The organism is Rhodophyticola porphyridii (genome assembly GCF_003688285.1).
Lineage (GTDB): Bacteria > Pseudomonadota > Alphaproteobacteria > Rhodobacterales > Rhodobacteraceae > Rhodophyticola > Rhodophyticola porphyridii.
Window position 1 is genome coordinate 137,931 of sequence record NZ_RCNT01000001.1, and the last position, 13,705, is coordinate 151,635.

General features: G+C 62.6%; 15 protein-coding genes. 5 read left to right on the forward strand and 10 right to left on the reverse strand.

Annotation, left to right across the window (positions count from 1 at the left end):
- The first annotated feature begins 5 nt into the window (after positions 1 to 5).
- Positions 6 to 542, forward strand: coding sequence for a flagellar basal body-associated FliL family protein (locus D9R08_RS00705; protein ID WP_121896095.1), 537 nt, complete (start codon positions 6 to 8; stop codon positions 540 to 542).
- Here D9R08_RS00705 and D9R08_RS00710 read toward each other — a convergent pair.
- The 10 genes from D9R08_RS00710 to D9R08_RS00755 form a co-directional block, all read right to left on the reverse strand.
- Complete coding sequence (locus D9R08_RS00710) at positions 530 to 874, reverse strand: hypothetical protein (protein WP_121896096.1); 345 nt, start codon at positions 872 to 874, stop codon at positions 530 to 532. The genes D9R08_RS00705 and D9R08_RS00710 overlap by 13 nt on opposite strands.
- Positions 871 to 1,959 carry an EscU/YscU/HrcU family type III secretion system export apparatus switch protein gene (locus D9R08_RS00715; RefSeq protein WP_121896097.1) on the reverse strand — a complete coding sequence of 363 codons (1,089 nt, stop codon included), beginning with the start codon at positions 1,957 to 1,959 and terminating at the stop codon, positions 871 to 873. Before D9R08_RS00715 ends, D9R08_RS00710 begins: the two co-directional genes overlap by 4 nt.
- Positions 1,959 to 2,735 carry a flagellar biosynthetic protein FliR gene (locus D9R08_RS00720; RefSeq protein WP_121896098.1) on the reverse strand — a complete coding sequence of 259 codons (777 nt, stop codon included), beginning with the start codon at positions 2,733 to 2,735 and terminating at the stop codon, positions 1,959 to 1,961. The genes D9R08_RS00715 and D9R08_RS00720 overlap by 1 nt, the downstream gene beginning before the upstream one ends.
- Positions 2,732 to 4,816: a flagellar biosynthesis protein FlhA gene (gene flhA, locus D9R08_RS00725; RefSeq protein WP_121896099.1), complete on the reverse strand. Its 2,085-nt coding sequence runs from the start codon at positions 4,814 to 4,816 to the stop codon at positions 2,732 to 2,734. Before flhA ends, D9R08_RS00720 begins: the two co-directional genes overlap by 4 nt.
- Positions 4,816 to 5,553 carry a transglycosylase SLT domain-containing protein gene (locus D9R08_RS00730; protein WP_233557149.1) on the reverse strand — a complete coding sequence of 246 codons (738 nt, stop codon included), beginning with the start codon at positions 5,551 to 5,553 and terminating at the stop codon, positions 4,816 to 4,818. Before D9R08_RS00730 ends, flhA begins: the two co-directional genes overlap by 1 nt.
- 67 nt (positions 5,554 to 5,620) lie before the next feature.
- Positions 5,621 to 7,738: a hypothetical protein gene (locus D9R08_RS00735; protein WP_121896100.1), complete on the reverse strand. Its 2,118-nt coding sequence runs from the start codon at positions 7,736 to 7,738 to the stop codon at positions 5,621 to 5,623.
- Positions 7,735 to 8,607, reverse strand: a complete 873-nt coding sequence (gene motA / locus D9R08_RS00740; RefSeq protein ID WP_121896101.1) for a flagellar motor stator protein MotA — start codon at positions 8,605 to 8,607, stop codon at positions 7,735 to 7,737. The genes D9R08_RS00735 and motA overlap by 4 nt, the downstream gene beginning before the upstream one ends.
- A 48-nt stretch (positions 8,608 to 8,655) precedes the next feature.
- Positions 8,656 to 9,270, reverse strand: coding sequence for a MotE family protein (locus D9R08_RS00745; RefSeq protein WP_121896102.1), 615 nt, complete (start codon positions 9,268 to 9,270; stop codon positions 8,656 to 8,658).
- Positions 9,267 to 9,749, reverse strand: a complete 483-nt coding sequence (locus D9R08_RS00750; RefSeq protein WP_147450598.1) for a DUF6468 domain-containing protein — start codon at positions 9,747 to 9,749, stop codon at positions 9,267 to 9,269. Before D9R08_RS00750 ends, D9R08_RS00745 begins: the two co-directional genes overlap by 4 nt.
- 35 nt (positions 9,750 to 9,784) lie before the next feature.
- Positions 9,785 to 10,294, reverse strand: coding sequence for a flagellar basal body-associated FliL family protein (locus D9R08_RS00755; protein WP_121896104.1), 510 nt, complete (start codon positions 10,292 to 10,294; stop codon positions 9,785 to 9,787).
- Positions 10,295 to 10,407: 113 nt separating this feature from the next.
- Between D9R08_RS00755 and fliF the strand changes: the two genes are divergently transcribed.
- From fliF to fliP, 4 genes are read left to right on the forward strand one after another with little or no spacing between them, the layout of a single operon-like run.
- Positions 10,408 to 12,084 (forward strand): flagellar basal-body MS-ring/collar protein FliF, encoded by a 1,677-nt coding sequence (fliF, locus tag D9R08_RS00760; protein WP_199709204.1) that lies wholly within the window; start codon positions 10,408 to 10,410, stop codon positions 12,082 to 12,084.
- Complete coding sequence (locus tag D9R08_RS00765; RefSeq protein WP_121896105.1) at positions 12,081 to 12,698, forward strand: flagellar biosynthesis protein; 618 nt, start codon at positions 12,081 to 12,083, stop codon at positions 12,696 to 12,698. The genes fliF and D9R08_RS00765 overlap by 4 nt, the downstream gene beginning before the upstream one ends.
- Positions 12,698 to 12,976 (forward strand): FliM/FliN family flagellar motor switch protein, encoded by a 279-nt coding sequence (locus D9R08_RS00770; protein ID WP_121896106.1) that lies wholly within the window; start codon positions 12,698 to 12,700, stop codon positions 12,974 to 12,976. Before D9R08_RS00765 ends, D9R08_RS00770 begins: the two co-directional genes overlap by 1 nt.
- The gene (gene fliP / locus D9R08_RS00775; RefSeq protein WP_121896771.1) at positions 12,966 to 13,694 is read left to right on the forward strand and encodes a flagellar type III secretion system pore protein FliP; all 729 of its coding nucleotides are present in this window, start codon (positions 12,966 to 12,968) and stop codon (positions 13,692 to 13,694) included. The genes D9R08_RS00770 and fliP overlap by 11 nt, the downstream gene beginning before the upstream one ends.
- Positions 13,695 to 13,705 lie beyond the last annotated feature (11 nt).

The following is a 13,705-nucleotide window of genomic DNA, read 5'->3' on the forward strand; positions in this document are numbered from 1 at the left end:
CCAAGATGATCCGCATTCTGATCCCGGTCGTTCTACTGGTCGTGGGCCTCGGCGCTGGTATCGCGGTTGGCGCGATGATGTCCGGCAGCGACGAGACTGCGGGAGAGGACACCCATGCAGAGGATGCCGCCGATGACCACAGTGGCGACGACCATGGCGAAGACGAGAGCCACGGGGATGACCACGGCGGAGATGACGGCCACGGCGAAAGCTCGACCGAGCTTGAGTATGTACGGCTGAACAACCAGTTCGTGGTGCCGATCGTGCGTCATGGCACCGTTCGCTCGATGGTGGTTCTGTCGCTGACGGTCGAGGTTGCACCGGGCCAGAACGAAGCGGTTTTCCAGCGGGAACCACGGCTGCGGGACGCGTTCCTGCGCGTCATGTTCGCCCATGCGAATGCCGGCGGATTTGATGGCAGCTTTACCGAAGCCGCAGCCATGATGCCGCTTCGCGAAGGGTTGCGCGAGGCGGCGGTCGGGGTTCTGGGCGACATTGCAAGCGATGTTCTGATTGTGGATATCGTCCGTCAGGATGCGTGACTGATCAGCTCCTGAAGCGCCTGTCTGCGCCCTTCTGCCTGCTGGGCCAGCCTCAGTTTCTCCAGCCTGACGGCCTGTTTCGCCGCGAGTTTCTGCATCAATGTGATGCGGCGCAGGCTGTGATGCTTCTGGAGATTTGCGAGGACCGCGCCGCTGGCCGGGTCGACGGGCGCGGCGAGAGTCCTGGCATGCGCGTCCTTCAGCTTCTGCAGTTCGGCTTCCAGCTCAGAACACGTCTTGGTTGCCGCGGAAAGCTCCAGGCAGGCCCGGTCCGCCAGAACCTCCGCGATCTGCAAAAGCCCGATCAGCTTGGGATTGGCCGCGTGTCTCAAGACATCACCGAGCGCGCCTTGCTGCGCATCGTATCGGCAAAACGGATGGCGACCGCGACGGCGCGGAAATGGCCGGGCGTAATCGGCGCGCCGATCTCGATTGTGGCATGCAGTGCCCGCGCCGTTGGCGGGTCATGGAAAATCGGCACGCCGTTCTCAGCCGCGCGCTCCCGGATCCTTGCGGCGATTTCGTCGACACCTTTCGCCACGCAGACCGGCACCGTGCCCTTGCCCCGTTCCCATTTCAACGCCACCGCATAATGCGTGGGGTTCACAACCACGACATCGGCATCCGGGACGTCCTGCAGCATCTGGTTCATGGCCAGATCATAGCCGCGTTGACGGCGCTGCTGCTTCATATGCGGGTCGCCCTCGCTCTGCTTGGTCTCATCAACCAGTTCCTGTCGGCTCATCCGGTTCTTCTTCTGATGCTCGCCCCATTGCCAGAGATAGTCGACGGCGCCCATCACCAGCGCGATGATGAAAACAAAGGCCAGAAATTCCATGACCAGCTGGCCGAGAGCGCCGATCACCTGCCCGTCGGAGGCATAGATCGAGGTCAAGATCTTGTCGGATCGCACCCACAGGAAGGCTCCCAGAAGGATCGAATAGATCGCCAGCTTGGCGCTGGATTTGGCGAACTCGAACAGGCCGTTGGCCCCGAACTTGTTCTTCGCGTTGGCAATCGGGGAAATGCGCGACAGCTTGGGAGCAAGCTTGCTCGGCGTGAAGAGAATTGCCCGTTGCGCGAACAGCGACGCGATGAGGAGCGCGGCCGGAACCGCGATCAGGGTCAGAAACCCGACCATGACGACCCAGATCATCCCCCCGCTGAGCGCCTGACCGCCAGGGGCGAGGATCAGCGCTGCAAGCGTATCGGCCTGACCGAACACCACCTGGCTCAGATGCCCGATATCCACGCCGGTCGTCTGCCCGAAGAGGGCCGCGCCCAGAAGCATGCCGCCATAGACAACAGCCGTGTTCAGATCGGTGGAGCGGACAATCTCGCCTTTCTGGCGCGCGTCTTCCAGCTTCTTCGGTGTCGGGTCATATGGTTTGTCGGAGCCTGACTGGTCGTCGCTCATCACGGAGACCCGAACGGGTTGGCCAGCCGCGCCTCGAAGACCGCAAACCAGACAGGCAGGATGAAAGGTGTCGTGACCAGCAGCAGCACCAGTCCGCCCCAGGTGATCGCCGGCGCCCCGACAAACGCGACCATCAACTGCGGCATTGCCTTGTTGATGACACCCAAGGCGACATTATAGAGCAGCGAGGCGATCAGAAACGGCGCAGCAAGCGAGAAAGCCAGTGAAAAGGTTGCAGCGACCTGAGCCACGATCCAGGCGCCGGTATCGCCGCTGAACGGAAACTCACCTGCCGGCAATACCTGATAGGAGCGCAGAAAAGCTTCGGCCAGATGCACGTGAAGCCCGGACATGATGGCGAGTGTTAAGCCGGCGAGCATCAGAAGGTTGCTCATCGCGGGCTGCGCCTCCGGCAGCGCGCCACCCATGATCTGGGACAGGGACGTCGCCTGAGCCGCCATCACACCCGCGATCTGCAAACCGTGGACAACCAGGCGCAGGGCGACGCCGATCATCAGCCCGATGGTTGCCTCGGTCAGGAAAAACCGTGTGGGCGGCATGTTGCCGGCAGGCAGCGAAAGAAGATCCGGACCGATGGCGGGAACGAGAATCGCGGTGAAGGCAACCGCTGCGGCCAGTCGCACCCGCATGGGAATAAGCGCCTCCCCGAAGGCGGGGAGGGCAAGAAAAGCCGCCCCAACGCGGAGGAAAACCGCCGCGGCCACGCCAAGCCAGGCCTGCAGGGCAGGAAATAGCTCCCACAACAGCGGGATCATGGCGCCGCCAGTCCGACAAGGGCCGGTTTCCCGTCAAGCCCGATTTCCTCGAAGGAGAGGACAGGATTGGTGATGCCCCGCGCCGTCAGCACCGTGCGCAGGAAGCGCCGCCGCAAGGCCGAGGTCACGATTGCCGCATAGGTGCCGTTTTCGCTGGCCTGAGAGACCTTGTCGCCGACGCTTTTCGCCAGTTTGTTGAACTCCTCGGGCGGCAGGGCGATCTCGGGCAGGCCGCCATCGCCCGGCAGCTGATGTTGCTGAAACACGTCCTCCCACTGACCGGCCAGCTGGATGAGGGGCAGGCTCCCGTCCGCGCGGCGCAAATCGGCGATCAATTGAAATCCGAGCCGCTGGCGCACATGCTCGCAGATCAGGTCGGGTTGCGGCGTAGAGGGGCGGATCTCCGCGATCGCTTCCAGGATCAACGGCAGATTGCGGATCGATACCTGTTCTGACAACAGCAGCCGCAGGATCGCATGCAGCAGATCAAGCGGCACCTTGTCGGGTACCAGTTCCTCCAGAAGGCGGCGATTTTCCTCGGATCTTCCGGCATCGCTCAATGTCACGAACGCATCCAGTTGGCGTTGCAGGGCCTTGAAGGTCAAAAGGCGGGAGAGATTGCGCTTGAGGGTCTCCAGAAGGTGGGTCGCAAGCACCTCGGACGGCGCAACGGCGGTCAGCCCCAGCATCGTCGCCTGCTCTCTGTCCACGGTAGGTATCCATCTGGCCGGTGCGCCGTAAACGGGCTCCTCCACATCCGTGCCCGGGGGCAGCCCCGCATCGGTTTCGCCTTTCAGGACCAGTACGCCGTTTGTGTCCAGGCGGTCACGCGCATGCTCGACGCCGTGAATACGGATCGCATAGGTGCCGGGGGGCAAATCGGCACGATCGGTCAGGCGCATCTCGGGCAGGATCACACCGAACCCCCGCGCCACGTGGTCCCGCATATTGCGGATCCGCGCATCGAGCCCGGTGGCCGGATCCAGGGCGAGGCTCACGAGGTCGGGCGCAAACTCTACATGAATATCGTCCAGTTCGAGGATATCGCCGATCTTCTCCTGCTGCTCGCGGGTATCGGCATCTGCGACGTCGGTCTGGGCCGTCGTTTCCTCGCGTTTCAGGGTCGCGAATTTCATGAATGCGGCCGTTCCAAGCGCAATCGATCCGATGACGAAAGGCAGAAACGGCAGACCTGGGACAAGGGCGAACACGCCCATCAGTATCGCCACCGTCGCCAGCGCCGAGGGATGCCGGCCGAGTTGCCCGAAAAGCGCGATATCCGTGGCACCCGTGGCACCGCCGCGCGCGAGCAGGAGGGCTGAGGCAATCGCAATGATGACCGCCGGGATCTGAGACACCAGCCCATCGCCCACGGTCAGAATGGAATAGGTTTCGAAGGCCCGTCCAAGGGGCATGTCGTGAATGACCGTCCCGATGATCAGACCCATGACGAGATTCAAGAGCGTGATCAGCAGCCCCGCGATCGCATCGCCCTTGACGAATTTCGAGGCCCCGTCGAGCGAGCCGAAAAACGTGGTTTCGGCTTGTTCCCGCTCCCGTCGCTCCTTGGCTTCGGTGTGGTCGATGGCGCCGGCCGACATATCGGCATCGATCGCCAATTGCTTGCCGGGCATGCCATCCAGTGCAAATCTCGCGCCGACCTCGGCCATCCGCGCAGCACCCTTGTTGATGACGATGAAATTCACGATCAGCAGGACCCCGAAAATCACCAGCCCCATCACCACGCTGCCGCCCATCACGAACATCGCGAACCCCTCGATCACGCCGCCTGCGGCTGAGGTGCCCGTATGTCCCTCCCCGATGATCAGCTTGGTGGAGGAGACGTTGAGCGACAGGCGCAGCATCAGAGATGCAAGAAGCACCGTCGGGAAGGAGGAGAAATCAAGCGGCCGCTCGACGAATAATGTCACCGTGAAGATGAGGATCGCGAGTCCGAAGGATGCGGCCAGCCCGACATCCAGCACCCAGGACGGAACCGGCAGGATCATCATCACGATGACCGCCATCAGTGCGAGCGCGAAGAGTATTGTCGGCTGAAAAAGGGAGCGGAGATTTTCCATCACATGTCCTGAAACAGGGCTTGGACGCCGCCGTGCACATGTGGCACCAGCGAGCCGGGGGTCGCGCCCGGTGTTGACCCCGCTTGCAACAATGGAAACCGGTTTCGCCGGATAGGCTGCGGCGCGGATGGAGCGTCAGCCGGAAATGCTGGGTCGGAGGTCTGCAAAGCCGCCAGATGCCGGTGGTAGCTGGCCAGATAGCGCGTTGCGTGTTCCGGTGTGCGGGAATGATAGGCCCCGGCAGCCGCATCCCACGTCCCGAGCTCAGCATGGAGGTCTGCAAGAAACTCCGCTGCATAGCGCGCGTTTGCAGCCGGATCGAACATGGCGTCAATCGAGGTGAATGCGCGCCCGTGCCAGCGATGATTGATCTGGAAGCACCCGATATCGAAGCTGGTTGCGCCGGTCGCATGATGCCGAATGGCATAGTTCAGTGCCTCGGACCGGGTGGAGAACCACGCCCCCGTTCCCTCCATGTTGACGGTCCACGGCCAGGGCCGGGTTTCTCCGTTCCTGTGCCGTCCGGTTTCCGTTCTCGTGATTGCCATCAACACCTGCACCGGGACGCCGGTCTGGTGACTGGCCATCTCCGCCGCGCGGTCGCAGCTTTCATAAGCCTCGGACATGTTCGCCGACCCGATCGCCGGGAGCGGCGCGAGCAGACCGGTTGCCAGAAGGCACAGCCTCAGAGGTATCGCGAGGATGCGGCGCGCGGGTCGCAAGTCCTGTTCTGGCATCATCGGTCTCGCAGTTCTTGCAAGTCAACAGACCTGACCAGACTAGGGTGCAGTGTTTACCAATCCGTTAGTCCGGAATCGAAATCGCGGGCGGGCTGTTCAGGATCGTTTCGACAAGGGTCCGGGTCGCAGAGCTATCGGAGACTGTACGGCTGATGACCGTCAGATCCCGGATTGGCGGTGTGGGCGTCCCGTCTGTGGGCAAGGTTGCGATCAGTTCCGCGAATTCCGCATGTGGGCCGGCAGGCATTCCGGCAACGGCGGGCCAGTCGCCGCGACGCCATGCCGATGCCAGATCACTCTCGGCCGGAGTGTCCGCTGACAGGTTTTCAGGCGGATCGATCGGAATCCCGGGAGGCGCAACCCTGAAGACCAGTTCCTGCAAACCGGCCTCCAGAAACCGGCGCGCAATCTCCTGACGAAGAGGCGCAGTCGCGCGATCCTGATCCCATTGATCCGCGCGCGCCGTCGCCAGCAGGACCAGCCCCGCCAGATCCGGATTTGCAGCCTGTTGCGCGAAAAGATCCGTGAGTATCTCCTGCTCGACATCGGGATCGGTTGCCAGCGCAGCCAGTTCGAGTGCGCGTCCGAGATTTCCCGCCGCGGCGTGCGCCAGAAGTGTTTCATGCCAAAGCGTGCCTGGCTCCGGCCTCCCGCCGGTCTCTCGCAGCAAGGCATCCGCGACGGTCAGTCTTTCTGGGTCGACGACACTTCGTTCTTCGCGGTGCAATGCAAGTAAGCGTCGCATCGCTTCGGGGGCGTTTCGGGTATCGCTGCGCATCACCTCTTCCAGATTCGCTCGTGTCGTCTCCGGATCGCGTGTTTGCGCCACATCCATATCGACCAGGAATTGCTCCGCGTCGGATAACCGGTCGCCTCGGAGCAGAGCGTTGCGCACCTCTTGGGCAGATGCGGTGCGATCATCGGCCAGAAACTTGCGTACAAGCCGCGGCCCGAGAATATCGCGCAACCCACGCGGCAGGCCGGCGAATGCGCGCAGCAGAAGACGGGTTTCCTCCTCGCCGGGAGCCGGCCCGTCCTGACTGTCGAGATAGCGCCACAGAATCTCGGTACTGCTGCAGGCGGCGGTGGTTTCTATCTCGCTGAAGACGGGCCCTTCGGCATCTGTCAGATAGAGCGCCATGGACGTCAGCGCGGGCGGGGCATTCTGAACCTGATCGAGCCAGAAAACCGCCTCCGCGCCGAAGCCGTGGTAGATGTAATATTGTGCAAGATCGATGGCTGCGTCGGGTATCAATTGATCCCGCTCATCATATAACCTGGCCCGAAGCCAGCCGATCTCCTGCTCAAACCCGGTTCCGCTGGCCCAACTCGAGATATCGAGTTCAGTGCCCGGCGCGCAGGACAGGGGTCGCTCTATCGGCGCGGGATCGTCACGGGCGTGACGGCTCAGATCGAAGGCGGTTTCTGCCCGCAAGGCGAGGCCCGGTTCAGGCGCCTCGACCGCCTGTTCATCTTCGACCGTCGGATGTGACCCCTCCTCAGCTGCGAGATGGTCATCAGACGGTGCCGGCTCATCGGGTTCCGCCCTGATCGAAGGCGTCGGATCCGCGGCCGATAGTGGCTGCATCGGAGCGACCTCCAGCAGCCCGGCGGAAGAGGCCCGCGCCAATTGCTCGGCCAGCAGATTTGCAGCCTGATCGAGCTGATGGTTTTGCTCCGGACCGGTTTGCAGGGGCGACGCTGCATCCTGGGCGATGTCCAGCGTCATCTGCCGCGCGCCAAAGGGATTTGGGAGGATCGGAAGCTCCGCACCCGTCGGCGTCGATGTGTCTGTCAGCGCAGGGTCTTCCGTTCCGGCGGTCGGCCCCGGATCGGCATCGACAATATCGACCACGAGGAACCGGTCGCGATACCGGAACAGACGCAACTCGCAATCGCAGGCGAGCGAAAGCGTGAGTTCATCTGCGAGCGCGATATCGGCAAGGCGGTTGCGGCTGGCCCGGTCGAAAACGCGGGAGAGATCGAGCGCGGGCACATCCGGGGTGAAGGTGATCCGGCGGATCTCTCCCTCCCCGCCGACCTCCCAGTCCCGCTGGCTTCCGATCGGCAGGACCAACCGGGTATAGCCGTCATGTTCACCCGACTGAACCGTCGCCGATTGCCCCCATGCGAGCCCGGCCCCAAACAGCCAGACCGTCAAACTGACGGCTACGCGGATCATGCCGCAGCGGCCTGTTTCAAGGACTTAAGAGAGTCTTCGAGTTCGTTGAAGGACGGGCGAATGTGGCTTGGCGTGTTCTGGCGCCCGACCTCGATGCAGATATTCGTGGCGTGATTGAACAGATTGGCGACCAGAACCTCGCGGATCAGGACATAGAAGTTCTGATCGTCTTCGACCACGGATTTGAGCCGGGTCGAAAACGGCCCGACAAGGCCGTAGGCAAGAAATACACCCAGAAATGTGCCGACCAGTGCCCCGCCGATCATCTTGCCGAGAATCTCGGGCGGCTGGTCGATCGAACTCATTGTCTTGATCACCCCGAGAACCGCCGCCACGATGCCCAGAGCCGGGAGCCCGTCGGCCACCGATTGCAGGGCGTGGGTCGAATGCATTGCGTGGTGGAGCTTTGACTCGAGCCTTTTTTCCAGGACTTCTTCTACCTGGTGCGGATCGTCGTAGTTCATCGAAGCCGAGCGCAGGGTATCGCAAATCATGTCGACCGCTTCGCGGTCGGCGAGGATCTTGGGGTAGCGGCCGAATATCTCGGACGTCTCCGGCGATTCCGTGTGTTCTTCCAGTGCGACGGCATTCTGTCTGCCAAGGCGGATCAGTTCGAACAGCAGACACAGAAGATCCCGGTAGTCATCCGGTTTCCAATGCGGCCCTTTGAAGACCTTCTTCATATCCTTCATCGTGTGTTTCACGCCCGAGGTATGGTTCGAAATGACGAAGGCACCCGCGGCCGCCCCGGCGATCATGGTGAACTCGTAAGGCAGCGATTTGAGGATAATGCCCAGCTTTCCGCCCGCGGCGAGATAGCCGCCGAACACGGTTACGAAAACGATGAGAATGCCAACAAGGCCGATCATGCGGAGGTCCTCGTGAAGGATGTTGAGCGACAGATTGCCGGATAAGGCTTAATTTTCAGTGTCGTCGCCTTCGGCAAATCGCGGTGCGGAGGCGTTGCGTGTGGCCATGAGCACCGAAATGGAATAGGCGGTTTCAGGTGGCATCTCGGCCAGGAGAGCCGCGCCGGCTTCGGGGCGCATTCGGGCCAGAAATCCTGCGGCGAAACTGGGTTCCATCTGTTCGAACAAGGCCGCTGCGGTTTCGGGGCGCATGGTTTCATAGACCTGTGTCAGCCGGCCAAGATCGTTTTCAGCCGCGCTGTCGGACAGGGCGAGAAGCGTTTCCAGTCGCACTTCCAGATCTGCCAGTTCGGCCAGGCGATCTTCGACCAGGGTTTGCGCGGCGGCAATCGCCTGCTCCCGCCCGTCAAGTTCGGCTTCCCGCTGGTCCAGCATTTCCGCCCGCCCGTGGACCATTGTTAGGGCCTCGCTGAGTGGTGCGGTTGTCGGGCACATGAGGCCGGTTTCATCGCTCGCCATATCGTGCGTTTCGGTGGCCGACGCCCATGCGATATCCATTGTGCCGAGGCGAAGGATGCCGGAGGTTACAAAGGCGAGAGCGAGCACGAGCAGGACGCTTCTCTGGCGCCAGCGGCTTCGCCGGAGGATCTTCGCGCCGCTCATTGCGCGGCCTCGATCTGCCCGGAGCGGCGATGGCGGAACACAGGCTGAGCGCTCTGCTCTTCCGGCTCTGCCGCGGCCCGTCGGCGGGCGAAAAGCGGAGTTTCGGTTGCGGGTTCTTCGGCCTCAGGGTCCGTGTCCTCTTGGAGGAGTCCGGGGAACTCCTCCTCAGGATGAGGCTCGGAGTCCTCGACAGGCACGGGATCACCGGCTGGTTCTGGCGCCGCCACGTCGTGGCAGGCGGCAATCATCAGCTCCAGATCGCTTGCGATCTCGCGCGCCTGGTGTGTCAGATCCTGAAGATGGGAGGCGGCGGAGTCAGACTCCGACTTCGCCGCCTCAAGCGCCTTGTTCATATCGTCGACCTGGGCGGACAAGACGGCGATCGCGCCGCCAAGACCCTTGTCGATACTGCTCAGCCTGGTCAGCCGACGGGACAGAATGAAGCAATAGACTGCCGCGCCAAGGGCGGCGACCACCATGAGAGCATCTGCGAGAAAGGTCAGAAAAACCGTCATCAGTTCACCACGAATTGGGTTATCAGAAGGTCGCGCACCCGCCCGTCTCCGGTCACGACCTGCACCCGGCGCAACATCTGCGCGCGCAACCGGATCAGGCTGGTCGGTTCGCTCAGTTCCCGCAGGTCGATGACCCGGAGATAGCTGTTGAGCACGTCCAGAACCCGTGGCGACAGGGTCGTGACCTCATCTGCATAGGCCGGATCCACTTCCAGTTCGGCGGATACGATAAGATGCTGGCCCGCGGCCTCCGACCCCAGGGAGACGACCAGCGTCTCAAGCGGAACAAATGCCACGGGCATGTATTCGGCCGGGCGCTCAGCCTCATCATGGGCCTCCTCGTCATCCGTCTCGGCATGGGAGAACAGGCCGGCAAGCGGCCCTTGGGTAACCGCCCAGAACCCACCACCCCCTGCTGCGGCGGCCAGAAACAGGCCAATCAACAACGGCATCATCAGGCCCCGCTTTTTCGGCGCCTCGTCAATATCCGGATCTGCTGCGGCGGCCATTCTGTGCGGCTCCTGCTGATTTGATCTGGGTTTGTTCTATCCGCTCAGAACTAACCGAATGTTAATCGCAGCCGGTCTATCACCGGGGTCGAACGGGCCAGAATGGCGCAAGGATGAGGTTTCAGGTGGAGCAGCTCAGTCTCTATTGGATGACGTTGGAAACACGCCGAAAGGCGCTTTTCCTGGGCGGGCTGGCGGCCCTTGTGGTGGTCCTGATTATCCTGTCTCGCCTGGCGACGACACCCAGCTATGTTCTGCTGTATTCCGGTCTGGAGCCAACCGCCGCAGGGGAGGTCATCGCGGCACTGGAAGCGCGCGGGGTCGCCCATTCGATTCGGGGCGACGCCATCTATGTCGATCAGTCGCGGCGCGACGAATTGCGGATGTCCCTGGCCGGCGAGGGACTGCCGGCAAATGGCGCGGCCGGATACGAGTTGCTTGATTCGCTTTCCGGTTTCGGGACGACGTCGCAGATGTTCGATGCCGCGTATTGGCGCGCCAAGGAGGGGGAACTGGCCCGCACCATCCTGGCAAGCCCGCAAATCCGCGCCGCCCGCGTGCATCTCGCCAACCCCGGCAACGATCCGTTTCAGGACCGCGCCGAGGTCACCGCCTCTGTCGCGGTCCGGCCGGCGGCCGGCGGAATCGGGGCGGGTCATGCTCGCGCTCTGCGATTTCTGGTCGCCTCCTCCGTGCCGGGCCTTCTTCCGGAAAATGTAACCGTCATCGACGCGGATAGCGGGCAGATAATCGGTGCAAGTGAACTGGATATGCCGGGCGCCGATGCTGCGAATCGCTCCGAGGAGTTGCGGCGCAATATCGAACGATTGCTGGCGGCGCGTGTGGGCCGCGACAATGCGGTGGTAGAGGTCAGTGTCGATCTGAACACCGCCCATGAGACGATTGTCGAGCGGCGGATCGATCCTGAAAGCCGGATCATTATCGCCACCGATACCGAGGAAATGTCGAACAGTTCCAGCGACGCGGCATCGGGTGCGGTCACCGTGGCCTCCAACCTGCCCGATGGCGATGCGGCCGGGGATGGCCAAAGTTCCAGGGCGGAGACAAGCGAAACCCGTGAGCGCGTGACTTTCGACGTATCCGAAACCCAGCGCGAAATCGAGCTCGAACCCGGTGGCATTCGCCGGATCAGCGTGGCGGTTCTGGTCAATGGTGTCCCTCGTGTGAATGCCGACGGCCTTGAGGTGATCGAGCCACGCGACCCCGAAGAAATAGACGCGTTGGAGCAACTCGTGCGTTCCGCTATCGGGTATGACGCTGAGCGCGGCGATCAGGTGACGATCCGCTCCATGGCATTCGAGGTATTGCCCGCCGGTGAGCTGATCGAGGGCGGTGGCAATGGCCTGCTGGCGCAACTCGACATGATGCGGCTTGCCCAGCTGGTCATCCTCGCGGCTGTCGCGCTGGCCATCGCGTTCGGACTGATCCGGCCGATTCTGAGCCGCCCGCCAATGGTCGCGCCGGAGGGGCCCCGCGGCCTGCCACTGACGCCCGCCCTGTCGCAAGGGGCGCTTGTCCCCACACAATCCGCGATGGACGGCACGACATCGACCCAGGTGCTTGGATACGATCCGTCGCAATCGCCCTCGGGCAGCTCTGGTTCGGACGGGGCCGCAGCCGATGCCGAAGCGGGCACCCCCGGATTGCCGGCTGTTTCGACTGCGGTGGCGGATCCCGTGGAACGCTTGCGGCGACTTATCGAAGAACGCGAAGACGAAACCGTCGAAATCCTCCGGGGCTGGATGGAAGAAGACGAGGAACCCGCATGAGCGCCCGCCGGCTGGACCTGGAGGAGTTCGGGCAACCGTCTGCGCCGGAAAGCGTGGCGCCCGCACCGGCGCATCACGACCTTGAGGCGATAAAGCTCGATGCGTTCGAGAGCGGTTATCGCGACGGGTGGGACGATTGCCTGAGTGCGGAGCAGCAGGGACGGGCGCAGATCGGTTCCGACCTGAGCCGAAACCTGAAGGATCTCAGCTTCACGTATCTGGAGGCCCGGAACGATGTTCTGAAAGGTCTTCAGGCACTGCTGGACGGGATCATCGAGCGTCTGGTGCCGGAGGTCGCGGCCGCCGCCATGGTTCCCATGGTGCGCGCCGAACTGGCATCAATTCTCGGAACGCTGCCGGATGAGACATGTGAAATCCTGGCATCGCCCGCAGCTTGTCCGGCTTTGGAGGCCCTTGTCGCCGAACACGTGGAGACCGAGATCAGGATCGTCCCCGAGCCTGCCTATTTCGAAGGCCATGTCACCCTGCGGTTCGGAGCCGAGTTGCGCGAAATCGACTTGGGCGCCGCGACCGAACGGATTGCTCAAGCCATTCGCGATTTCACCCTGAACAGCGACGACGACCTACCTCAGCAACACGAGAGATCAGCCTGATGTCCGATCCCACCGCTCTTCCCCCCAAAGGCGCATTGCGCGGCGTGCCCATCGAGATGCGGGTTTGCGTCGGGCGCGCGCACCCGACAATCGCCGAGCTTCTGTCAATGGAACGCGACACGGTCCTGCCGCTGGATCGGCGAATCGAAGACGAGGTCGAGGTGATTGTCGGCGACCGGCTGGTGGCGATCGGCGAACTGGTCGAGCTGGATGGCGACAATGTCGGGCAACTCGCCGTCCGTCTGACCAAGGTCGTGGATGCCGGCGATGCTGCATAAGCGGCTTTGTCTCGCCTGCTTTGGTCTGCTGGTCATGCTGCTGGCGACCCAGACCGCGCAGGCGCAGGAAATCTCCATCGACATGGGCGATGGCGGCTCTCTTACCGTCCGTGCGCTTCAGCTGATTGCGCTGATTACCGTGCTCAGCCTTGCGCCCGGCCTTGCGGTGATGATCACGTGTTTTCCTTTCGTGGTGACGGTTCTTTCCATCCTCCGTCAGGCCATCGGCCTGCAGCAGTCACCCCCCAATATGCTGATCGTCAGCCTGGCCCTGTTTCTGACCTATTTCGTGATGGCGCCCGTTTTTCAGGATGCCTACACTCAAGGCATCGCACCCTTGATCGACGGCACCCTGACCCCGGAAAGTGCGATCCCGCTGGCCTATGCGCCGTTTCGCGCGTTCATGGAGGCGCGCGTCGATCCCGAAACCCTGCGGGGCATGATGGAGTTGCGCAACGCACCGGTCGACGCGTCGCCGGACCCCTCGGTGCTGATCCCGTCCTTCATGCTCAGCGAAGTCGAGCGCGCATTCCAGATCGGGTTCCTCATTTTCCTGCCATTTCTGATCATTGATCTGGTCGTCGCCGCGATCCTCATGTCCATGGGGATGATGATGGTGCCGCCGGCCATTGTCTCGATGCCGTTCAAGCTGGCGTTTTTCGTTGTGGCGGATGGCTGGGCATTGATCACCAGTGCGCTGGTCCGCAGCTATTTCTGAAGGGACATCAC

Coding starts and splice junctions, on each gene's coding strand:
- flhA (WP_121896099.1), bottom strand. CDS start 4,816: ATGGAAAATCTCCGCTCCCTTTTTCAGCCGACAATACTCTTCGCGCTC.
- fliF (WP_199709204.1), top strand. CDS start 10,408: ATGAGGTTTCAGGTGGAGCAGCTCAGTCTCTATTGGATGACGTTGGAA.
- D9R08_RS00765 (WP_121896105.1), top strand. CDS start 12,081: ATGAGCGCCCGCCGGCTGGACCTGGAGGAGTTCGGGCAACCGTCTGCG.
- fliP (WP_121896771.1), top strand. CDS start 12,966: ATGCTGCATAAGCGGCTTTGTCTCGCCTGCTTTGGTCTGCTGGTCATG.
- D9R08_RS00705 (WP_121896095.1), top strand. CDS start 6: ATGATCCGCATTCTGATCCCGGTCGTTCTACTGGTCGTGGGCCTCGGC.
- motA (WP_121896101.1), bottom strand. CDS start 8,607: ATGATCGGCCTTGTTGGCATTCTCATCGTTTTCGTAACCGTGTTCGGC.
- D9R08_RS00715 (WP_121896097.1), bottom strand. CDS start 1,959: ATGAGCGACGACCAGTCAGGCTCCGACAAACCATATGACCCGACACCG.
- D9R08_RS00720 (WP_121896098.1), bottom strand. CDS start 2,735: ATGATCCCGCTGTTGTGGGAGCTATTTCCTGCCCTGCAGGCCTGGCTT.
- D9R08_RS00755 (WP_121896104.1), bottom strand. CDS start 10,294: ATGGCCGCCGCAGCAGATCCGGATATTGACGAGGCGCCGAAAAAGCGG.
- D9R08_RS00745 (WP_121896102.1), bottom strand. CDS start 9,270: ATGAGCGGCGCGAAGATCCTCCGGCGAAGCCGCTGGCGCCAGAGAAGC.
- D9R08_RS00770 (WP_121896106.1), top strand. CDS start 12,698: ATGTCCGATCCCACCGCTCTTCCCCCCAAAGGCGCATTGCGCGGCGTG.
- D9R08_RS00735 (WP_121896100.1), bottom strand. CDS start 7,738: ATGATCCGCGTAGCCGTCAGTTTGACGGTCTGGCTGTTTGGGGCCGGG.
- D9R08_RS00730 (WP_233557149.1), bottom strand. CDS start 5,553: ATGCCAGAACAGGACTTGCGACCCGCGCGCCGCATCCTCGCGATACCT.
- D9R08_RS00750 (WP_147450598.1), bottom strand. CDS start 9,749: ATGGTGGTCGCCGCCCTTGGCGCGGCAGTCTATTGCTTCATTCTGTCC.